The 20,715-nt window shown below is 66.1% G+C and carries 22 protein-coding genes; 14 read left to right on the top strand and 8 right to left on the bottom strand.

Annotation, left to right across the window (positions count from 1 at the left end; translation table 11 throughout):
- Positions 1-17: 17 nt before the first annotated feature.
- Together DPR14_RS19805 and DPR14_RS19810 are read right to left on the bottom strand one after the other, a co-directional pair.
- Complete coding sequence (locus tag DPR14_RS19805) at positions 18-854, bottom strand: quinoprotein relay system zinc metallohydrolase 2 (protein ID WP_246148360.1); 837 nt, start codon at positions 852-854, stop codon at positions 18-20.
- 301 nt (positions 855-1,155) lie between these two features.
- Positions 1,156-1,839 (bottom strand): sugar transferase, encoded by a 684-nt coding sequence (locus DPR14_RS19810; RefSeq protein WP_158046691.1) that lies wholly within the window; start codon positions 1,837-1,839, stop codon positions 1,156-1,158.
- 234 nt (positions 1,840-2,073) lie between these two features.
- On the opposite strand from DPR14_RS19810, the gene DPR14_RS19815 reads away from it, so the two are divergent.
- A complete protein-coding gene (locus DPR14_RS19815) occupies positions 2,074-2,658 on the top strand; it encodes an NADPH-dependent FMN reductase (protein ID WP_158046692.1) in 585 nt (194 codons plus the stop codon).
- Between the two features lie 85 nt (positions 2,659-2,743).
- Positions 2,744-3,853 carry an S-(hydroxymethyl)glutathione dehydrogenase/class III alcohol dehydrogenase gene (locus DPR14_RS19820; RefSeq protein ID WP_158046693.1) on the top strand — a complete coding sequence of 370 codons (1,110 nt, stop codon included), beginning with the start codon at positions 2,744-2,746 and terminating at the stop codon, positions 3,851-3,853.
- Positions 3,854-3,943: 90 nt separating this feature from the next.
- Here the strand turns inward: DPR14_RS19820 and DPR14_RS19825 are convergent, their stop codons facing one another.
- From DPR14_RS19825 to DPR14_RS19840, 4 genes are all read right to left on the bottom strand, one after another.
- Positions 3,944-4,282, bottom strand: a complete 339-nt coding sequence (locus tag DPR14_RS19825) for a Gas vesicle protein V (protein WP_158046694.1) — start codon at positions 4,280-4,282, stop codon at positions 3,944-3,946.
- 155 nt (positions 4,283-4,437) lie between these two features.
- Positions 4,438-5,445 (bottom strand): Tim44 domain-containing protein, encoded by a 1,008-nt coding sequence (locus tag DPR14_RS19830; protein ID WP_158046695.1) that lies wholly within the window; start codon positions 5,443-5,445, stop codon positions 4,438-4,440.
- A gap of 62 nt (positions 5,446-5,507) precedes the next feature.
- On the bottom strand, positions 5,508-5,894 hold the full coding sequence (locus DPR14_RS19835; protein ID WP_158046696.1) for a hypothetical protein: 387 nt from the start codon (positions 5,892-5,894) through the stop codon (positions 5,508-5,510).
- Between the two features lie 115 nt (positions 5,895-6,009).
- On the bottom strand, positions 6,010-6,252 hold the full coding sequence (locus DPR14_RS19840; RefSeq protein ID WP_158046697.1) for an RNA polymerase sigma factor region1.1 domain-containing protein: 243 nt from the start codon (positions 6,250-6,252) through the stop codon (positions 6,010-6,012).
- Positions 6,253-6,567: 315 nt separating this feature from the next.
- Here DPR14_RS19840 and DPR14_RS19845 point away from each other — a divergent pair, with 315 nt between their 5' ends.
- Positions 6,568-7,896: a GntP family permease gene (locus DPR14_RS19845; RefSeq protein WP_343038665.1), complete on the top strand. Its 1,329-nt coding sequence runs from the start codon at positions 6,568-6,570 to the stop codon at positions 7,894-7,896.
- 10 nt (positions 7,897-7,906) lie between these two features.
- Here the strand turns inward: DPR14_RS19845 and DPR14_RS19850 are convergent, their stop codons facing one another.
- Positions 7,907-9,748, bottom strand: coding sequence for a sigma-54-dependent Fis family transcriptional regulator (locus DPR14_RS19850; protein ID WP_192499043.1), 1,842 nt, complete (start codon positions 9,746-9,748; stop codon positions 7,907-7,909).
- 213 nt (positions 9,749-9,961) lie between these two features.
- On the opposite strand from DPR14_RS19850, the gene DPR14_RS19855 reads away from it, so the two are divergent.
- The 4 genes from DPR14_RS19855 to DPR14_RS19870 are packed head-to-tail and all read left to right on the top strand — an operon-like array spanning position 9,962 to position 11,799.
- Positions 9,962-11,005: an NAD(P)-dependent alcohol dehydrogenase gene (locus DPR14_RS19855; RefSeq protein ID WP_158046699.1), complete on the top strand. Its 1,044-nt coding sequence runs from the start codon at positions 9,962-9,964 to the stop codon at positions 11,003-11,005.
- A gap of 26 nt (positions 11,006-11,031) precedes the next feature.
- Positions 11,032-11,274 carry a CDGSH iron-sulfur domain-containing protein gene (locus DPR14_RS19860; protein ID WP_192499044.1) on the top strand — a complete coding sequence of 81 codons (243 nt, stop codon included), beginning with the start codon at positions 11,032-11,034 and terminating at the stop codon, positions 11,272-11,274.
- On the top strand, positions 11,264-11,581 hold the full coding sequence (locus DPR14_RS19865; RefSeq protein ID WP_158046701.1) for a hypothetical protein: 318 nt from the start codon (positions 11,264-11,266) through the stop codon (positions 11,579-11,581). The genes DPR14_RS19860 and DPR14_RS19865 overlap by 11 nt, the downstream gene beginning before the upstream one ends.
- 35 nt (positions 11,582-11,616) lie before the next feature.
- Complete coding sequence (locus tag DPR14_RS19870) at positions 11,617-11,799, top strand: hypothetical protein (protein WP_158046702.1); 183 nt, start codon at positions 11,617-11,619, stop codon at positions 11,797-11,799.
- Between the two features lie 8 nt (positions 11,800-11,807).
- Here the strand turns inward: DPR14_RS19870 and DPR14_RS19875 are convergent, their stop codons facing one another.
- Entirely contained in the window at positions 11,808-12,119 is a 312-nt protein-coding gene (locus DPR14_RS19875; protein WP_158046703.1) for a hypothetical protein, read from the bottom strand.
- Positions 12,120-12,635: 516 nt separating this feature from the next.
- Between DPR14_RS19875 and DPR14_RS19880 the strand changes: the two genes are divergently transcribed.
- From DPR14_RS19880 to groEL, 7 genes are all read left to right on the top strand, one after another.
- Positions 12,636-14,300 carry an aromatic/alkene/methane monooxygenase hydroxylase/oxygenase subunit alpha gene (locus tag DPR14_RS19880; RefSeq protein WP_158046704.1) on the top strand — a complete coding sequence of 555 codons (1,665 nt, stop codon included), beginning with the start codon at positions 12,636-12,638 and terminating at the stop codon, positions 14,298-14,300.
- Between the two features lie 85 nt (positions 14,301-14,385).
- Entirely contained in the window at positions 14,386-15,444 is a 1,059-nt protein-coding gene (locus DPR14_RS19885; RefSeq protein ID WP_158046705.1) for an NADH:ubiquinone reductase (Na(+)-transporting) subunit F, read from the top strand.
- Between the two features lie 41 nt (positions 15,445-15,485).
- Positions 15,486-16,601: an aromatic/alkene monooxygenase hydroxylase subunit beta gene (locus DPR14_RS19890; protein ID WP_158046706.1), complete on the top strand. Its 1,116-nt coding sequence runs from the start codon at positions 15,486-15,488 to the stop codon at positions 16,599-16,601.
- A gap of 31 nt (positions 16,602-16,632) precedes the next feature.
- Complete coding sequence (locus DPR14_RS19895) at positions 16,633-16,989, top strand: MmoB/DmpM family protein (RefSeq protein ID WP_158046707.1); 357 nt, start codon at positions 16,633-16,635, stop codon at positions 16,987-16,989.
- A 41-nt stretch (positions 16,990-17,030) separates the two neighbouring features.
- Positions 17,031-18,089 carry an amidohydrolase family protein gene (locus DPR14_RS19900; RefSeq protein ID WP_158046708.1) on the top strand — a complete coding sequence of 353 codons (1,059 nt, stop codon included), beginning with the start codon at positions 17,031-17,033 and terminating at the stop codon, positions 18,087-18,089.
- 5 nt (positions 18,090-18,094) lie between these two features.
- Positions 18,095-18,898 (top strand): metal-sulfur cluster assembly factor, encoded by an 804-nt coding sequence (locus tag DPR14_RS19905; RefSeq protein ID WP_158046709.1) that lies wholly within the window; start codon positions 18,095-18,097, stop codon positions 18,896-18,898.
- Positions 18,886-20,523 (top strand): molecular chaperone GroEL, encoded by a 1,638-nt coding sequence (groEL, locus tag DPR14_RS19910; protein WP_158046710.1) that lies wholly within the window; start codon positions 18,886-18,888, stop codon positions 20,521-20,523. Before DPR14_RS19905 ends, groEL begins: the two co-directional genes overlap by 13 nt.
- Positions 20,524-20,715: the final 192 nt, after the last annotated feature.

The following is a 20,715-nucleotide window of genomic DNA, read 5'->3' on the forward strand; positions in this document are numbered from 1 at the left end:
TCCTCCGATCAGGTTTCTCATTCCCACTCCAGTTCGGCGAACACGGTCACCGCGTTCCGGGGGTTGTCCTCGTCGAACAGGCGCCAGCGCCCCCATTCCGACGCGGCCGCCTCGGCCGAGGCCCGGTCGATGGTGCCGCCGTCCTTCTGGATGGCGCGGATGTCCCCGACCAGCGTGGTCAGGTAGCGGCGGGTGTCTTCCGCCCCTGCCGGCCAGGGGGACGACGCCGGCCCATGGCCCGGCACGACCCGCCGGGCCGGCAGCGCGGTCAGGGCATCGAGCACCCGGAGCCAGCCGAGCCCGCTGCCGTCGACGGTGGGCAGGCGTTCCTGGAAGACCAGGTCGCCCGCGAACAGCGTGCCGGTCGCGGTATCGAACACCGTCAGGTCGTTGTTGGTATGGCCGGTCGGGTGGGCCGTCAGTTCGAGGCTCCGGCCGCCCAGGTCGATCCGGTGGGTGGTCGCGACCGTGACGGTCGGAGGGACCAGGACGGCACGGCCGGCCTCCTCCGCGCCGAAACTCTCTTCCAGGCGCCGCTGGTATGTGTCGGCGCGAGCCATCAGGGCGCCCTGGAAATTGACATGGGCGACGAAGTCGGGGCGGTCGTCGAGGAAGGCGCCGTTGCCGAACACGTGGTCCGGATGCATGTGGGTGCTGATCACGAACCGGACCGGCAGGTCGGTGCGCTGCCGGATCGCCTCGCGCAGGTCCCGGCCCAGGCCGGGCGTGTTGCCGGTATCGATCACCGCGACCGATTGCGTCCCGATGACGAACGCCATGTTGGCCACGTCGCCGCCGTTCGACGGTTCTGCATATTCCGGAAGCCCGGCATGGACGAAGATCCCGGCAGCCACCTCCTCCACGCGCAGGGGGTCGGCGACCGCGGATCCGGCACCGGATATGAATAACAGGATTATGGCCGCTCTCGATATCCTCATGACAATAAATATAATAGTGGATCCCGGTTCCGCGACAAACATCTCGTTCGTCGAAAAGACCAGGCTGCCGAGGGTAAATCAGATACCGCATCTGCGAAGAAAACTTCGGGGTCGGGGCAAGACGACATGGCAGTAAGACCGACGATGGAGCCCGATGAACACGGCTAGTCTGCCTCTCCTCATGCCGGTGTCGGCGCCGCCGCGACGGGATTCCCGCTCAGATGCCGTCCGCCCGGACGATCACCGTGATCGTGCGCCGCAGGATCGCCATGTCCTGCCGGAACGACCGTCCTTCCACATAGGCGAGGTCGAGGCGGAGACGATCCTCGAAAGTCGTGCGATGCCGCCCGGAGACCTGCCAAAGGCCGGTTATCCCGGGCTTGGCGCGGGCGATGGCGGCGTGGGCCCCCGGATGCGCCGCCAGCTCGTGGGGCATGTAGGGGCGCGGCCCCACCAGGCTCATGTCGCCGGCCAGCACGTTCCAGAGCTGCGGCAACTCGTCCAGGCTGGTACGGCGGAGGATCCGGCCCACCCGGGTCACCCGCGGATCGTCCCGCAGCTTGTGATGCCGCCGGTACTCCGACCTCAGGACCGGATCGGCCGCCAGCAGCCTGTCCAGGCGGGCTTCCGCATCGGCATGCATGGTGCGGAACTTCAGCGCGCTGAACGTCCTTGCCCCGGCCCCGCAGCGCCGTTGCCGGAACAGGGCCGGCCCCCGGGACTCAAGCCTCACCGCCAGCCCGATCAAGGCCAGCAACGGCGCCAGCAGGCCCAGCAGGATCACCGCGACAGCGATGTCGAACAGGCGCTTCGCCAAGCCGTACCCCGGCAGCGGCCCGGCTGAGGTCGGCATCGTCATCGGTAGCGCCGTATCGTGACGCCCGGCCTCCGTAACGGACATGAAAGATCTCCCCGTCAACCTTCGTTCCCGAATTGTTGGCGCTACATTACCCGCCCGGGCCGCACGGCGCTGTGAGCCCGATTACATTGGGGGCGTCCCTGGCAAGACGCGCGAATCGGGGCAATCTTGTTCGCAGCGCCGGTGGATCGTTCCGCGGTCCGCCGCGTTCCCTTCCCATGGTTTCCGGACCGTAATCGGATCGGGCCCTACGAGATTTCTGCAAGGAGCCTTTACATGACCGAACAACAGACGCCGCTGCATATCGTCGGAATCTCCGGCAGTCTGCGCAAAGGCTCGCTCAACTCCGCCGCCCTGCGCGCCGCGCGCGACCTGGCGCCACCCGGCGTCACCGTCGAGATCTTCGACATCGCCGGCATTCCGCTCTACAACGACGATACCAGGAACGAAAACGGGTACCCGGCGCCGGTCCAGGCGCTGCGCGACGCCCTGAAGGCGGCCGATGGCATCCTGTTCGCGACTCCGGAGTACAATTACTCGGTCCCCGGGGTGCTGAAGAACGCGATAGACTGGGCGTCGCGGCCGCCGGAACAGCCGTTCGACGCGAAGCCCATCGCGATCATGGGCGCCAGCCCCGGCGTGCTCGGCACGGTCCGCGCACAGACCCATCTGCGCCAGTTCTTCGTCTATCTGAACGGATTAGTCCTGAACCGGCCCGAGGTGATGATCGGCCAGGCGAACTCCAAGTTCGATCCGGAGGGCCGGCTGACCGACCAGGGCACTGCCGACTTCCTCAAGACCTTCCTGGCCTCGTTCGCCGATCACATTCGTTACCACCAACGTGCTAAATCAAGGCATTAGACGGTTGGACGATTGACCTCACCGGACGAATGGTCAACGATCGCGGCACAAAGGAACAAATGTCTCGGTTGGGAGGGATATAATAATGGACGTACGTGCTGCCGTGGCCTTCGAGGCCGGCAAACCACTCAGCATTGAGACAGTACAGCTGGAAGGCCCTCGTGCCGGCGAGGTGCTGGTCGAGATCAAGGCGACCGGCGTTTGCCACACCGACGCCTACACGCTGTCGGGTGCCGACAGCGAAGGCAAGTTCCCCTGCATCCTCGGGCACGAGGGTGCCGGCATCGTGGTCGATGTCGGCCCGGGCGTCACCAGCCTCAAGAAGGGTGACCACGTCATTCCGCTCTACACGCCGGAATGCCGCCAGTGCGAATACTGCCTTAGCCAGCGGACCAACCTGTGCCAGGCGATCCGCGAAACCCAGGGCCGCGGCGTGATGCCGGACGGTACCAGCCGGTTCTCGCTGAACGGCAAGCCGATCTGGCACTACATGGGCACCTCGACCTTCGCCAACTACACCGTGGCGCCTGAGATCGCGCTGGCCAAGATCCGCGAGGACGCCCCGTTCGACAAGGTCTGCTACATCGGCTGCGGCGTCACGACCGGCCTGGGCGCCGTGATCTGGACCGCCAAGGTCCATCCCGGCGCCAACGTCGTCGTGTTCGGCCTGGGCGGCATCGGGTTGAACGTGATCCAGGGCGCCCGCATGGTCGGGGCCAACATGATCGTCGGCGTCGACCTGAACCCGGCGCGGCGCGAGATGGCCGAGAAGTTCGGCATGACCCATTTCGTCAACCCGAAGGAAGTCGAGGGCGACATCGTCCCCTACCTGGTCGACCTGACCAAGGGCGGAGCCGACTACAGCTTCGAATGCATCGGCAACATCCACACGATGCGCCAGGCACTGGAGTGCTGCCACAAGGGCTGGGGCATCTCGACCATCATCGGCGTCGCCCCCTCGGGCGCCGAAATCTCGACCCGGCCGTTCCAGTTGGTCACCGGCCGCGTGTGGAAGGGCAGCGCCTTCGGCGGTGCGCGCGGACGGACCGACGTGCCGAAGATCGTCGACTGGTACATGGACGGCAAGATCAACATCGACGACCTGATCACCCATGTCGTGCCGCTGGAGCAGATCAACGACACCTTCGACCTGATGCATGAAGGCAAGTCGATCCGTTCGGTCGTCACCTTCTGACGTCCCTCGGGAGATTCCAAGAGGAACGCCCGCGCGTGGTTCCACGCGCGGGCGTTCCCGTTCGGGATACAAGGTTTCGGCAGGCGGGTTTCAGTAGCCGGAGCGTCCGGGCCGGCCACGGGGCGGGAAGCGGCTCGACGTGGACCGGATTTCCTGGCGGGCGCCGCCATCCTCGTCGTCGTCGGGATTGCGCGCGGACTGCCTTTCCCGCTTGTTCTCGGCCTCCGCGCTGGCGATGGTCGCCTCCATTTCCCGGATGCGCTCCTTCAGGGGGGCGATCACCGAGCCATCCGGCTTGCGGGCGATGAACTGTGCGAGATCGTGCTTCAATCTGGCGAGTTGGCTCTTCAGAAGCGGCACGTTGGGCTTGGCGTTGGGATTGGGCTTCCCACCGCCGACCCGGTAGGCTTGCTCCTCGTATTTGCTCACGACTTCCCTCCTGGTTCGACCCACAGTACACGGGGACCGTCCGGTGTACCCATGGGACCGGCGTGAAGTACCGTAAGGCGCTTTGTCCCCGGGGTCACGCGGTTTAGGCCGCCGGAGCTTCGACCGGCGGCCCAAAAGCGTATGAAAGCCGGACCTTAGGCCTGCTGTATCGCCGAGAGAACCCAGCCGCCGCCGGCGGGGCGCTGGAAGGTCCAGACCTCGACGGCCTCGGTCGGCTTGGTGCGATCGCCGTCCACCACGGAGTCGCCCGCCCGATCGACCGTGTAGTCCACCAGAGAGTAGCGCATGGCGACGGTGGCGTAGTCGACGGCTCCCTCGCGCCATGCCTCGGAAAGGTCACCCTGAAGCAGGCTGACATCCTCGATGCGGTTGACGACGCCGCGCGCCGCGTTGGCGTCCAGTTCCTCGGTGAAGTAGGACGCCACCTCCGGCGTGGTCAGCGAGCGCAGGGCGGCCCGATCCTCGCGCCCGTAGCCGGTCTGGATGTCGCGCAGCAACCGCTCGAACGCCTCGTAGTCGGCCGGTCCGATCCCGATGCCGTCAACCCCCTTGGGCGTCTTGGCCGTTGCCCGCGCCGCGCCGCCGCCGAGACCCGCGCCGGTCCGGGCATATCCGCCCGGCGCGGCGTTCCGGTTCAACGGCCCCTGTCCCGACGGGCCGCGACCGCCGGAATTGCCGGCCCCGGCATAGGCCGGCTGGTTGCGGCTCCTGAAGAAGCGGATCGCCAGCCAGATCAGCCCGCCGATCAGCGCCACCTGGAGCAGGAACCCGAGGATCGACGCAAAGCCGCCGAGCCCGCCGAAGAAGCCGCCCCCGAGGAGCATGCCGGTCAGGCCGGCACCGAGCAGGCCACCCGCGAGGCCGCCGAAGAAGCCGCGGTTGGCGGGGGCTGCCGGACGCTGAAGCCCGGCGGCCGCGCCGGGTTGCCCCGCCGTCGGGCGATCGGTCGCCGAGCGCTCCATCGGCGCGGCCGTGCGCGGGGCCGTGTTGGTCGGTGCGGGAGCTTCGTAGGTGCGGGCCCCCCGGCTGCCTAGGTTGCTGTTCCGTCCAGGACGGGCGTCAACCGATGTCGCGACGAGCGTCAGGACGGCGGCAAGGGCAATGAGCGCCTGGGTGCGCCTGGGCTTTCTGTTCTGGGTCATGACCTGCTTCTGTGGGCCTGTTTCTTCTGCTTCTCTCCATATGGGAGGTCACGACCGGAATTTCAGTGATTCCCGGAACCGGGACTCGCGGTATCGGTCCGCCCCGGGGGATCGCGCATCTGGCGCAGCCGGTCGGACCGCCACTCCCAAAAGCCTGCGCCGATGTCCGCGATCTCGCCGTGGCCGCGCGCGGGGCGGACCCGCTCGGAGAAAGGGTCGGCCGGCGGCAACGACGATCCCGGGAGCGGCCGGCCCGGGAGCGGCTGGCCCAGGAGCGGCCGGCCCAGGAGCGACCGGTCGTCCGGCAAGGGCGTCAGGTTTCCGGTATGGTTCGGCGCCCCATAGGCGTCGCGGTAGGTGTCGTAAGGGATCACGCCCTGAGCGAGGGCACTGCCCGGCGCCAGCAGCAGGATGGCGCAGAGGATGGCATGGCGTAGCGCGAGGGACATGGCGGCTCCTGTTTGCCCCCAAGGTTAACCGGATGACGATCCGCTGCTCATACCTCCCGCGGGGGTACGGCCGTTACTCTCCGGATCCCCGTCCGGCCACCCGGAATGCCCGGCGCTAGCGCGGGTAGATGATCCGCTCGTCGTTCAGCAGGTTGAAGTCCCTGTTCGCCGCCGGTGATCGTGCCAGGACGATGCTGATCCCGCGGCTGCGAAGCGTGTCGAGCACCTCGTCGGCGTCCCTGGTGTGGGTGCTGTCGATCGGGAGCAATCTGTCGAATTCTTCAATCGTCACGCTTCCCTGCCGCTTGCCGATATCCAGCAGCCTCAGGACAGGAAATCTATGATCGACGGTAGCCACGGCCGGCCCTCCACCAACGTTATTCCCATGGCATCCAACATGTTAGCGGCCGAATCGTCACTGCGATCCGCCCGATCCGGCGAAACTGCGGCAGCGCTGAAAGACAATCCCTTTGGATAAGCGCTCGCCAAATGATCAAAAGCCGAACTTCGGTGTTGTTTGCTTTGCTGCAACGCACCGGTTAGAACCGCCAAAAAGCTTCATGAGGAAACCTCCATGGTAGGTCTTTTCGGCATCATACTATCACTAGTATTGCTTATGTATCTGGCATACAGGGGCATCACGGTTCTCGTGCTTGCGCCTTTGCTTGCCGCCATGGCCGTTCTTTTCGCCGGCGATCTGCCGCTTCTGGCCACATATACCCAAGTTTTCATGTCGGCGGCGGGCCGCTTCGTGACCACGTATTTCCCGCTGTTCCTGCTCGGCGCCCTGTTCGGCAAGCTGATGGACGACAGCGGGTCCGCGCGGACCATCGCCCACTGGATCGTGGAGAAGCTGGGCGCGGAGCGCTCCATCCTGGCCGTGGTCCTGGCCTGCGGAATCCTGACCTATGGCGGCGTTTCGCTGTTCGTCGTGGCCTTCGCGGTCTATCCGATCGCCGTGGCCCTGTTCCGCGAGGCGCAGATCCCCAAGCGGCTGGTCCCCGGCGCCATCGCGCTTGGCTCCTTCACCTTCACCATGACGGCGCTGCCCGGCACCCCGGCGATCCAGAACCTGATCCCGATGCCCTATTTCGGCACCGACGCCTTCGCCGCCCCCGGCCTCGGCATGGTGGCCGCCGCGATCATGCTGGTCGGCGGCACGGCCTGGCTGAGCTGGCGCCATCACCGCGCCCATGCCGCCGGCGAGGGATACGGCAACCATCCCGACGATCCGCGCCCGGAACCGCGCGCCCGCTCCGCCGGCGCCATGGCCCTGGACCGGGACGAGGTCGCCGCCCCCGGAATCCTGGTCGCCGTGCTGCCGATCGTGATGGTGATCGCGCTGAACTACACCTTCACGAACTTTCTGATCCCGACCTGGGACACCGGCTATCTGGCCGAACCGGAATACGGCGCCACCACCGTCGCCAAGGTCCAGGGCACCTGGGCGATCATCATTGCCCTGATCGTCAGCAGCGTCGCCGTGGTGGCGCTCAATTGGCGGGTGCTCCGCGACCGGGTCGCCACCTCGATCAACGAGGGCAGCCTGGGTTCCCTGCTGCCGATCTTCAACACGGCGTCGGAAGTGGGCTACGGCGCGGTGATCGCGTCCCTGGCGGCCTTCACGATCCTGCGCGACTTCGTGCTCAACCTGTCGCCCGACAACCCGCTGATCTCGCTGGCGGTCGCGGTCAACGTGCTGGCCGGCGTCACCGGTTCCGCCTCGGGCGGCATGAGCATCGCGCTGGAAACGCTCGGCAGCACCTATGCCCAACTCGGCGAGGCCGCGGGTATCAACCCGGAACTGCTGCACCGGATCACCTCGATCTCGTCCGGCGGGTTCGACGCCCTGCCCCACAACGGCGCCGTGATCACGCTGCTGGCGATCTGCAAGCTTACCCACCGCCAGTCCTACGTGGACATCATGATGGTCGCGGTCGTCATCCCGGTGACGTCGCTGATCGTGATCATCGCATTGGGCACGATGTTCGGGTCGTTCTGAACCCGGACGCTCAGCGCAGGCGGAGCTTCTTGTAGACGGTGTTGCGGGTGACGCCCAGGCGGCGGGCGGTCTCGGCGACGTTGCCGCCCGTCTGCTCCCAGGTCGCCACCACCCGGTCGATCACCGCCCGCTCCAGCGTCGAGGATGCCGGCGCGGGAGCGGCCCGGGGCGGATCGACATGGCAGGCGTCGATCACGCCCTGGTCGCCGACCGCGATGGCGAGCCTGGTCAGGACGCCGCGCAGTTCGCGGATGTTGCCGGGCCAGGTCCGCCCGGCCAGCGCCGCCAGCGCCGCGTCGGCGATGACGCAGCCGGGATCGATCGCCCGCAGCAGGTGGCGGGCGATCTCGTCGAAATCGGACCGGCCGGCCAGCGGCGGCAGTTCCACCTCCACCATGTTGAGCCGGTAGAACAGGTCGGCCCGGAAGCGCCCGGCGCCCACTGCCTCCCCCAGATCCACGTTGGTCGCGGCGACGAGCTGGAGGTCCACCTTCTTGCGGGCTCCGCCGCCGACCGGACGGACCGTCCAGTCGTCGAGCAGCCGCAGCAGGCTTCCCTGCACCGGCAGCGGCATGTCGCCGATCTCGTCCAGGAACAGGGTCCCGCCGTCCGCCTCGACGACCAGCCCGCGGGCGCCGCCGCGGCGGGCCCCCGTGAAGGCGCCGTCGGCGTAGCCGAACAGTTCGGCCTCGACCAGGCTTTCCGGCAGGGCCGCGCAGTTGACCGGGACGAAAGCGCCCGTACGACCGCTGGCGGCGTGGGCATGGCGGGCCATCAGCTCCTTGCCGGTCCCCGTGGCGCCACGGATCAGGATCGGCACCGCCCGCGCCGCGGCACCGGAGACCTGCCGCAGCGCCGCCTTGACGGCGGGATCCTCGGCGATGAAGCCGACCCGGCCACCGGGCGTACCGCGGCTCTTCCGCGCGTGGATCGGACAGGCGTGGCGCAGGTTGTCGATCGCGACGACGTAGCTGCTGCCCTCGTGGTCCTCCAGCCGCACACGCTCCCGGCGATGCCCCTCGTCCAGGAACCGGTGGAAGGTGGTCCGGAACAGCTCCGCGAAATGGTGCCCGGGATTGGCCGGCAACCCCTGGAGGAAGAATTGCGCCTGCCGGTTGGCCGCCAGCACCCTGCCCTCCCCGTCCACCGCCAGCAGGCCGGCGCTCAGCGTCCGCAGATATTCGGCCCGGGTGTGGAAGATCAGGACGAGGTCGTTGCGGTGGGCCTCGCGGAACAGGCCGTTCTCGATCTGGCGGACCGACATCTTCACCAGCGCCATGGTGTGCCTCTGGCGCGACCGGCAGTCGCTCGACGCGTCCAGCACGGCGACGATCTCGCCGGTGGGTCCGAAGATCGGCGCCGCGTTGCAGGTCAGCCCGCCGTATGTCGTGAAAAAGTGCTCCGGCCCGTGGACCGTCACCGGCGCCCGCATGGCCGTCGCCAGCCCGAGGGCGTTGGTGCCCTGGTACAGTTCGCCCCACAGCCCCCCGGCCCGGATGTTCTTGGCGTCGGCGGTGGTGCGGAAGGTGTCGTCGGTGATGGTGTCCAGCACCATGCCGGCGGGATCGCCCAGCGCGATCATGAAGTTGGAGCCGGAGATCTGGTGGTAGAGGTTGTGCATTTCGGCCAGCGCCAGCCGGCGGGTCAGCTCGTGCCGCTCGCGCGCCTCCTCCAACTGGGTTTCGGCTGCGTAAAGAAGCTCGGGCGAGCGGCACGGCTCCAGCCCCGCCTTCAGGCAGCGGTCCCAGGATTGCCGGATTTCCGGGGCGAGCAGGTCCGGCGAGGCGATGCCCCGGTCCTGGAGTTCGATGCGCGCCTGCCTCAGGCGCTCCGCGGGCGAGAGCAGTCCCATGTCCCGTTCCTCCCCTGACGACCTGTTATGTTCAAGTCTTGCACAGCCAAGGTGTGAGCAGGCGTTGATTATGTAAACACGCAATTCGGGGCAATTCCGAGGAATGCCGCGAACTCCCGCCTTTCCGCGCCCTGGCACGCCCTTTGCCTCTACTGGTGCCGGTTCCAACGAGAACCGGAAGATCGACCGAATCACAAACGGGGAGGCTCATCCATGAAGGCGGCCGTGCTCTACGAATTCGACCCGTCGCTCACCAGCCCGCAGTTCGTCCGGTACGAGGAGGTTCCCGATCCGAAGATCGAGAAGACCACCGACGTGATCGTGCGCATCGGCGGCGCCGGCGTCTGCAGGACCGACCTGCACATCGTGGAAGGGATCTGGCGCAGCAAGGTCGATGTCCAGCTTCCCTACATCATGGGCCACGAGAACGCCGGCTGGGTCGAGGAGGTCGGCAAGGGCGTCGAGGGCATCAAGGTCGGCGACCCGGTCATCTGCCACCCGCTGGTGACCAGCGGCCACTGCCTCGCCTGCCGCCGCGGCGACGACATGCACGCGACCGACAGCAAGTTTCCCGGCATCAATGCCAACGGCGGCTATGCCGAGTACCTGCTGACCGGCGTGCGGTCCCTGATCAAGCTGCCGGCCAGCCTGACTCCCAAGGACGTCGCCCCCTATACCGACGCCGGCCTGACCGCCTACCGAGCCGCCAAGAAGGCGTCCCGCCACCTGCTTCCCGGCGAATACGCCGTCGTGATCGGCGTCGGCGGGCTGGGCCATATCGGCGTCCAGGTGCTGGCGGCCTTGTGCGCCGCCGAGATCATCGCGGTGGACCGCTCGGACATGGCGCTGGGCCTCGCGAAGGAGTGCGGCGCCCATCACTTGGTCAAGTCCGACGGCACCGAGGTCGAGCAGATCCTGGCCCTGACCGGCGGGCGCGGGGCCGAGGCGGTGATCGACTTCGTCGGCGAGGGCGACGCGGTCGAGAAGGGTCTCGCCATGACCCGCAACGCCGGCTTCTACTACATCGTCGGCTATGGCGGAAAGGTGGAGATCCCGACGATCGAGATGATCACGTCGGAGAAGACCATCGTCGGCAACCTGGTCGGCACATATCCCGAGCTGGTCGAACTGATGGCCCTGGCCGATCGCGGCCTGGTCAAGCTGGCGACCCGCGAGTACCGGCTGGAGCAGGCCAACGAGGCGCTGCACGACCTTCACCACGGCAAGGTCAAGGGCCGTGCCGTCCTGATACCCTGAGGTCCTGATACCGGAAGGATATCGCCATGGGTTTCGAACCCGAAGTCGCCCAGGCCGGCCCGTACGAGTGGGAGGTCGAGGAAGGCGATCTGGTGTTCTGGTGCCGGTGCGGCCGCAGCGCGACTCAGCCGATCTGCGACGGCTCCCACGCCGGCACCGGGATCAGCCCGATGGGGTGGAGGGCGCCGGGCACCGGGACGGTGTTCCTGTGCGGCTGCAAGCGAACCGCCAACGCACCGCTCTGCGACGGGCACCACAATGACCTCTGACGACGGAAACTCCGACGACCCGTTCCAGACCCTGATGGCCGAACGCTACGCCATCGTCGCGAAGCTGACCGAGCTGAACTCGACCCAGCTCACGCGGGAGGGCCGGCGCGCCGGGGTGGAGTTCGAGCTGTCGCGCTGCCGCCAGGACATGGCGGCGGCGCCGACCCCCGAACTGTCGGCCCGGCTGGCCGACCTGGAACGGGAACACCTCGATGCCATCGAGCAGACCAGGAGGATCGAAGCCGAACGCGAGGCCCTGATCCTCAAGCTGGAAGAGATCGTCCATCGATTGAACGAACCGCACTGAACGCTGAACCGAACGCAAACCGGAGACCCGCCACCATGACCACTTCAGCGGCATCGGCCGAGGATGCATCCAAGGACGAGTTCTTCAAGCGGCTCGCCGACCTGTCACAGGAGATGATCGCCGCCCACGGCGAAGACTTCACCATGGGCGCCCTGATCCTGGGCGCCCGCTATATCGCGGAGAAGAAGGCGAAGCCGGAGGAGACGGCGAAAAAGTAGCGTTGCTGTCAGTGGCTCGGCATGGCGAAGCGCATGAGGCTGTAGACGGTCACGACCAGTCCCGTCAGCGCGACATACATGTGCCAGTAGCTCGGCAGATGCTTCATGGACAACTGCACCTCGAGGACGCCCTTGCCCATGGTCTTCATCTCGGACTTGATCTCACCGACATCCTTCTCGAGCACCGAGATGCGCGAATCCATCTGCTCGAAACGGCGATCCATCCGCCCTCCGAGCTCCTGGATCGCGGCGAGGATTGCTTCACGCTCGCTGCTGGGAATCTTGCCGAAGGTTCCGCCAGTCATCATCAGCCCCGCCATCGTATTCCAGGTCCGGCACTTCCACCGTCCCCAAAAAGTAGCATGGTGTGGCGGAGCGCTCCAGAAAACATTCCGGATCATCGGGAATGACATACTGTCGCATTCCGAGAGCCGCCAGGATATCCACAACCGTCCATGCCGGCCCGTTTTGAAACACTCCGGCGGACCTGAACGTCCCACAAGTAAACAATGACCACAGTCAAAGTCGGGAAAAGACCTCGCAACCCAGCAATTACAAGGTATTCCAGATCACCCAATAACTGGCACGGTGTTTGCTAACTATCACAGGCACAACAAAGCACCGCCCATGATGCGGTGCAATAAACAAGGAAGTAGTGCGGGGAAACGGCCATGACAGCAGCACGGCGGAAAATTTCTGCATCCTGAGCGCATGCCACGCTCCGGAACGTCATGGATCGCCATCCCGGACTGAACTCAAGCCGGTCTGAAGAGCCGGCCAAGGCGGAAACCTGTCGTCCAACGAGATTCCAGCCAACGAATTCCAGGGAGTAAACCATGCCTGACGGTTTGACGCTCAACAAGATCATCGCTCAGAAGGGCATCAGCATCGGCGAAGCGGCGCGCCGGGTCGCGGACTTGGGCTGGACGCCATCCTATGTCCAGGAGGCAATGACCTTCCCGACCGACTACAAGATCTCCAAGGCACCCAAGGACCCCATGAAGCAGGTCCTGCGGTCGTACTTCCCCATGCAGGAAGAGAAGGACAACAGGGTTTACGGCGCGCTCGACGCGGCGCTGCGCGGCGACATGTTCCGCAACGTGGAGCCCCGCTGGGTCGAATGGATGAAGCTGTTCCTGGCGATCATCCCCTTCCCCGAGATCTCGGCCGCGCGCTCCATGGCGATGGTCGGCCGGCTGGCGCCGGGTGATGACCTGCGCACCGGGTTCACCATGCAGATGGTCGACGAGTTCCGGCACTCGACCATCCAGATGAACCTGAAGAAGTGGTACATGGAGAACTACATCGACCCGGCCGGGTTCGACATCACCGAAGCGGCGTTCGGCAAGTGCTACGCCACCACCATCGGCCGGCAGTTCGGCGAAGCCTTCGTGACCGGCGACGCGATCACCGCCGCCAATATCTACCTGACCGTCGTCGCCGAGACGGCCTTCACCAACACCCTGTTCGTCGCGATGCCGTCGGAGGCGGCCCGCAACGGCGACTACGCCCTGCCGACCGTGTTCCTGTCGGTCCAGTCGGACGAGAGCCGCCACATCGGCAACGGCCACTCGCTGCTGATGTCGATCCTCAACAACCCCGACAACCACCAGCTCCTGGAACGCGACCTCAAATACGCGTTCTGGCAGAACCACGCGATCGTCGACGCCGCCATCGGCACCATCATCGAGTACGGCACGACCAACCGCGACAAGAACAAGGAGAGCTACGCGGAGCTGTGGCACCGCTGGATCTTCGAGGACTACTACCGGACCTACATGCTGCCGCTGGAGAAGTACGGCATCAAGATCCACCACGACGACGTCCACGAAGCCTTCGACCGGATCGTCAAGAAGAACTACGTCCACAAGGTCGCCCAGTTCTTCTCGGCCGGCTGGTGGGCCAACTTCTGGCGCATCGAGGCGATGACCGAGCGGGACTTCGAGTGGTTCGAGCACAAGTATCCGGGCTGGTATGACGAGTTCGGCGCCTGGTGGGAGAACTACGCCAAGCTCAGCAAGCCCGGCAACCCGCCGATCACCTTCGTGGACACCGGCTACGTCTATCCTCACCGCTGCTGGTCCAACCTGGTGCCCTGCCTGATCCGCGAGGACATGGTGGTCGACGAGGTTGACGGCCAGATCTACACCTACGGCCACGAGGTGGACCGCTGGACCCACAAGGTGGCTTTCCAGGGCGAGTACGAAGGCAGGCCGACCCCCGCCATGGGCCGTTTCAGCGGCCACCGCGAGTGGGAGAGCATGTACCACGGCTGGGACCTGGCCGACGCGATCAAGGACATGGGCTTCGTCCGACCCGACGGTAAGACCCTGATCGCCCAGCCCCACCTGTCGTTCGACGAGAAGGACATGTGGACCCTGGACCATGTGCGCGGCTACGAGATCAAGAGCCCCCTGATCACGCTCCGCGAAATGACCCCCGAACAGCGCGAGAAGCACATCGCCGAATACAAGAAGGGCTTCAAGGTCCATCGGGTCTGACGCCCGGCCGGAAAAGGGGAGCGCCCGGTCGGCGCTCCCCGACTTCCGCCGGAGATAGCCAGACCTTCGTCCAGGGGAAACGCACATGACGCAGAACCCGTTGGCCGCCCGCGCGGTCCACACGGTCCTGTTGCAGCCCGCCGGCATCGAAATGGAAGTCGAGGAAGGGGAAACCGTTCTCGATGCCGCGTTCCGCCAGGGCATCTCGCTGATGCACGGCTGCAAGGAAGGACAATGCTCCAGCTGCAAATCGGTGCTGATCGACGGTGACGTCGAACTGCTGAAATACTCCACGTTCGCGCTGTCCGAGATGGACCGCGACACCAACCACATCCTGCTCTGCCGCACGCTGGCCTACAGCGACATCGAAGTCGAGCTGCTGAACTACGACGAGGACCTGCTGTCGCGCTCGATCGCGGTCAAGGACTTCGCGGCCCGGCTGACCGGCATCGTCCCGCTGACCCACGACATCTTCCGCCTGGAACTGGAGATCGAGCAGCCGCTGAAGTTCTGGGCCGGCCAGTACGTGGACATCACCATCCCGGGCAAGGGCATCACGCGCTCGTTCTCCATGGCGAACCCGCCGGGCGAGCCCCGCCGCCTGCACTTCATCATCAAGAAATACGCCCAGGGCGCCTTCTCCGCCCAGCTCGACGGCAGCCTGAAAGTCGGCGACAGCCTTATGCTGCGCGGCCCCTTCGGCACCTGCCTGCGGCGCGAGAACCGCTCCGGCCCGATGGTCCTGGTGGGAGGGGGCTCGGGCATGTCGCCCCTGTGGTCGATCCTCCAGGACCAGATCGGATGCGGCGAGCCCGCCCGGCCGATCCGCTTCTTCTACGGCGCGCGCCAGGCCCGCGACCTGTTCTATCTCGACCGTTTCGCCGAGCTGACCGAACGGCTGCCCGACTTCCGCTTCATCCCGGCGCTGTCCGACGCGGCGCCCGAGGATGCCTGGGACGGCGAAACAGGCTTCATCCACGAGGTGGTGCGCCGGCATCTCGGCACCCTCGGCGACGTGGCGGACATCGACGTCTATTCCTGCGGGCCGCCGCCGATGATCGACGCCCTGCTGCCGGTGCTCCAGATCGCCGGCGTCGAACCGGACCGCATCTATTTCGACAAGTTCACGCCCGCCCTTCGGTAGGGACCGGTCGCCAACTTTTGCAAACGGGGAGGAAAACAAAAATGACGGCACAGGTTCAGGAAACGGAAGTCAAGTCCGGCGCCGCCGGCGCGAAGAAGTTCCCGGGATGGGACAGCCGGAAATACAATTACTACGAACCGAAGGGCCGCAAGGCGACCCATTACGAGGACATGACGGTAGACGTCCAGCCCGATCCGGAACGCTACCTGCTCCAGAACTGGATCATCTCCTTCGCCGACGGGACGCCGACCTACTACAAGGGCTGGACCAAGCTCCAGTCGTCGGACTGGCACAAGTTCCGCGCTCCCGACCAGGAGTGGGAGCGGACCCATTACCAGCGCCAGTCCACCATCGAAGGCATGATCAAGAACGTCGTGGACAACGCCCGCAAGTCGGGCGCTCCGTCGCGCTTCGATCCCCGCTGGGTCAAGATCCTCCAGGACCATGTCGGCGCCTACAAGCATGCGGAGTACGGGCTGGGCAAGGCGACCATGCATGCCCAGCGCTACGGCTACACGCAGATGGTCAACAACGCGATCCTGACCAACTCGTCCTACAAGCTGCGCTTCGCCCAGGATCTGACGCTGTACCTGAGCGAGATCGGCATGGACCTTCCCGTGTTCGACGCGACCGCCGGCAAGACCCACTGGCTCGAAGACCCGGTCTGGCAGGGCACGCGCGAGGCGACCGAGGCCGTCATGGGCGCCGAGGATTACCTTGAGCAGTATTTCGCGACCAACGTCGTGTTCGAGCCGCTGGTCGCCGAGCTGTTCCGCAGCGGCTTCGTCATGCAGCTTGCCGCCGCCCAGAACGACTTCGCCACTCCCGCGGTCGTGTCGGCGGCCGAGGCCGACTACGAGCAGAACCTCGCCAACTCGGTCGAGCTTTTCCATCTGCTGGCCCAGGACCCCGAGCATGGCGAAGCAAACCGCAAGGTCATGGAAGGCTGGCTCGAAAAGCACGGCACCCTCTGCGTCAAGGCGGCGAACCAGTTGCAGCCCGTCTGGTCGCAGCCCCGCGTCAAGGCGGCCCAGTTCACCGACGCCTTCGCCGCGTCGTCGAACCGCCTGAGGGCGATCTGCGCCGAGATCGGCATCGAGGTGCCCGCCACCGTCGAGATAGCACCCGCCCCTGCCCAGCCGGCCGCCGACGCCTGAAAACCCCGGATCGAGAGAGGAGAAAAGAGACATGAGCGTCGCCCATGACTTCAACATCTTCAAGCCCATGCAGGACCTGACCTTCGAGCACACGATCTCGCACCAGTGCGGCGTCACCATGAACGACAGCGTCGAGGCGCGCTGCATCGCCGAGGTGATGGAGAGCAAGCCGGGCATCAAGGTGACCTACATGCCGGCCATGATCCGCATCGACGGCGAAGGCAAGATGGAGTTCAAGATGGACGAGATCAGCGAGGCGCTCGGCCGCGAGATGACCCCGCACCTGTTCGAGATCTCCACCTCCACCCATTACGGCCGCATGGTCATGATCGACGACAACACGGTCGTGCTGTTCGGCAACATGGACGACGCTCTCGAATACACCTGACCCGACAAGACCCAATCAAGAACCGATCGGCGGAGGAAACGATGTTCAAGACGGCGGAAGGCGAGGAAATCTTCATCATCGACGGCCATACCCACCTGTGGGACGGCAGCAAGGAGAACCAGAAGAACATCCACGGCGGACAGTTCATCGACTGCTTCTACGGGTACCATACCGCGCTCAGCCCCAAGGAGTATGTCTGGCCCAAGGAGAAGTTCGACAAGTACGGCGCCGAGACCATGTACAACGACCTGTTCGTCGAGGGCTACGACGACATGGCGATCTTCCAGCCCACATACCTGAAGGACTTCTACGTCAACGGCTTCAACACGACGGAGCAGAACGCCGTCCTGAAGGAGAAGTATCCCGACCGCTTCATCCTCAACGGCGCCTGGGACCCGCGCGACGGCGAAGCGGGCATCGAGGCGCTGCACGAGCTGGTCGAGAAGTACAAGATCCAGGGCGTCAAGCTCTACACCGCGGAGTGGAAGGGCGCCAGCAAGGGCTGGAAGCTGACCGACGAGTGGGCGCAGCGCTATATGGCCGAATGCGTCAAGCTGGGCGTGAAGAACATCCACGTCCACAAAGGGCCGACCATCCTGCCCCTGAACCGCGACGCCTTCGACGTGGCCGACATCGACGATGCGGCGACCAGCTTCCCCGAGCTGAACTTCATCGTCGAGCATTGCGGCCTGCCCCGGCTGGACGACTTCTGCTGGATCGCGGTGCAGGAGCCGAACGTCTATGGCGGGCTGGCGGTGGCCCTGCCCTTCATCCACAGCCGACCCGACTATTTCAACCAGGTCATCTCCGAGCTGCTGTTCTGGCTCGGGCCCGACCGGCTGCTCTACGGCAGCGACTACGCGATCTGGTCGCCCAAGTGGATGGTCGAGAAGTTCATGGCGCACGAGCTTCCCGACAATATCAAGAAAGACAAGGGCGTCGATCTCGACCTTGACGCCAAGCGCAAGATCCTCGGGCTCAACGCCGCGAAGCTCTACGGCATCGACGTGCCGGCCCACAAGGCCAAGCTTAGCGGCACCGCGCCGGCCGGCGCCGAGGAGAAGACCATGGCGCAGGTCGCCGAAGTCCTGGGAGACTGACGCCCATGACCCTTCACGTCACCTCGGGCGATCCCCGCGTGGCGGAGGTGTGGGCGAGCTTGGCATCGGTGACGGACCCCGAACTCGATGAGTCCGTGACGGAGCTCCGCTTCGTCACGCAGGTCGAAGTGGACGCGGAGGACCGCGTCCACATCGGGTTCCGATTGCCGACATACTGGTGCGCCGCCAACTTCGCCTTCCTGATGGCCGACGACATGCGCGTCGCGGTCTCCTCCCTCCCCTGGGTCCGGCAGGTCCTGGTCGACCTGCGCGACCACATGTATTCCGACACCATCAACGAGGGGCTCGCCCAGGGCCGCTCCTTCAAGTCCACCTTCAGCGACGAGGCCGCCGACGAGGACCTGGACGACTTGCGCCGGACCTTCCGGATCAAGGCGTTCCAGCGCCGGCAGGAAGCGGTGATCCGCCACCTGCTCGACCGGGGCTGGACGGTCCAGGCGATCCTCGATCTGGACTGCCCGCACCTGGCGACGCTGGCGATCGACGATCCCGAAGCCGCCCGCCAGCGCAGCCGCTACCTGGAGATCCGCCGCGAGTTCGGCGGCTCCGGCGACATGGCCTTCACCACGGCGCAAGGCGAACCGGTCGATCCCCGGAACTTCGCCGAATACCTGTCGCTGCTGCGCCGGGTCCGGATCAACACGGAGTTCAACGGGCATCTCTGCCGGGGCCTGCTCCAGGCCCGCTACGACGATCCCGCACCAGACGGGGAACCCACCCTGGCCGACTTCATCGCCGGCCGGGTGGCAACAGGGAACACGGGAGGGAATGACGGATGCCGAAAATGATGCTCCACCGCGCCGAGGCGCGCGCCGCTCTCGGCCGGGGCGTCGAGAAGCTGACCCTGGCGGTCCAGGGCACCCTCGGCCCCAAGGGCATGAACGCGATCATCGACCGTCCCATCGGCACGCCGATCGTCTCCCGGGACGGGGTCAGCATCGCCGACGAGGTCGAGCTGGAATGCCGGTTCGAGAACATGGGCGCCCAGGTGGTGCGGGAGGTTTCCAAACAGACCAACGAGATCGCCGGTGACGGCACCACCACCGCCACCGTGCTCGCCAACGCGCTGATCCAGGGCGGGTTGAAAGTGCTGGAGAACCAGGGAAGCCCCGTGGACCTGGTCGCCGGCATCGACCGGGCCGCCGGCGCCGTGATCGACGCGCTGAAAAGATCCGCCAAGCCGCTCTCCGGCCATACGCAGCTGGAAGCGGTCGCCACCATCGCCGCGACCGATCCAGCATTGGGGCATCTGGTCGCCGAGGCACTGCGCCGGGTCGGAAGCGACGGTATCGTCGAGGTGACGTTCGGCCCGGGCATCGAGACGACCCTGGAAGTGGTCGAAGGCATGTCGTTCGACCGGGGCTACATCTCCCATCACATGGTCACCGACGTGGAGACCATGCGGGCCATCCTGGACGATCCGCTCATCCTGATCACCGACCAGCGGATCGCCTCGCCCGACCAGATCGCCCATATCCTGACGGAGGTCTATGCCACCGGCCACCCGCTGCTGATCATCGCCGACGAGCTGGCCCCCGAAGTCGTGGTGACCCTGATGGGGATGCGGCGCAACGGGGCGGGCTTGGCGGTCGCGGTCAATCCGCCGGAATTCGGCCACTGGCGGAAGGCCATGCTGGAGGACATCGCGATCCTGACCGGCGGACGGGTGATCGCCCGCGACCTCGGCGGCCGGCTGGAGCAGGTCACCCTGGAGGACCTTGGAAGTGCCGATCAGGTCCGGGTCGGCCAGAGCTTCACCTCCCTGATCCGGGGCCACGGCGATCCCGAACTCATCCGCGCCCGCCGCGTCCAGGTCCAGCGCCAGTTCGACGCGGCTCCGCCCAACATCGAGCGGGACAAGTATACCGAACGGCTCGCCAAGCTGACCGGCGGTACCGCCACCATCCTGGCCGGCGGCGCCACCCCGGCGGAGCAGAAGCGCCGGGTCCAACTCCTCGACGACAGCCTCAACGCCGCCCGCGCGGCCGTGGAGGAAGGCGTCGTGCCCGGTGGCGGAACCGCCCTGATCCAGGCAGCACCGGCCCTGGACGCTCTGGCCGACCAGACCTCCGGCGGCGTCCGCGACGGGGTCCGGCTGTTCCAGCGGGCATTGGCGGCACCGCTCGGCTGCATCGCCGAGAATTGCGGCCTCGCGGCGAACGACATAACGGCCCGCGTGGCCGAGGCGCCCAGGGGCACCGGGTTCGACGCCCGGACCGGCCAGTTCACCGACCTGATAGAGGCCGGCGTCACCGATCCGGTCAAGGTCACCATGACGGCGGTGCGCAACGCCTCGTCCGCCGCGTGCCTGATCCTGAACACCCACACGCTGATCGCGGACAGGCCCGACGGGTCCGATCCCACGGCCGGCCCGGCGCTCGGCGCCGGAGCGGAGAAGCTTGGCCGCGACTAAGCTTGGTCGGCAGTGAGATCCGCCGCTACCTGCCGGCCGGGGGTGCGACGCACGGGGCAAACCGCCGGCCCCGTGCGTCAATCTTATGCTGGCACGGGAGAATCGAAGGAGAGTGCAAGAAGATATCACCCAAACTTTATTGTTACTCAAGGACTGCCCACAGTGTAAACTCCGTGTTCCGGACCGCGCCGT

The organism is Skermanella pratensis, from assembly GCF_008843145.1.
Lineage (GTDB): Bacteria > Pseudomonadota > Alphaproteobacteria > Azospirillales > Azospirillaceae > Skermanella > Skermanella pratensis.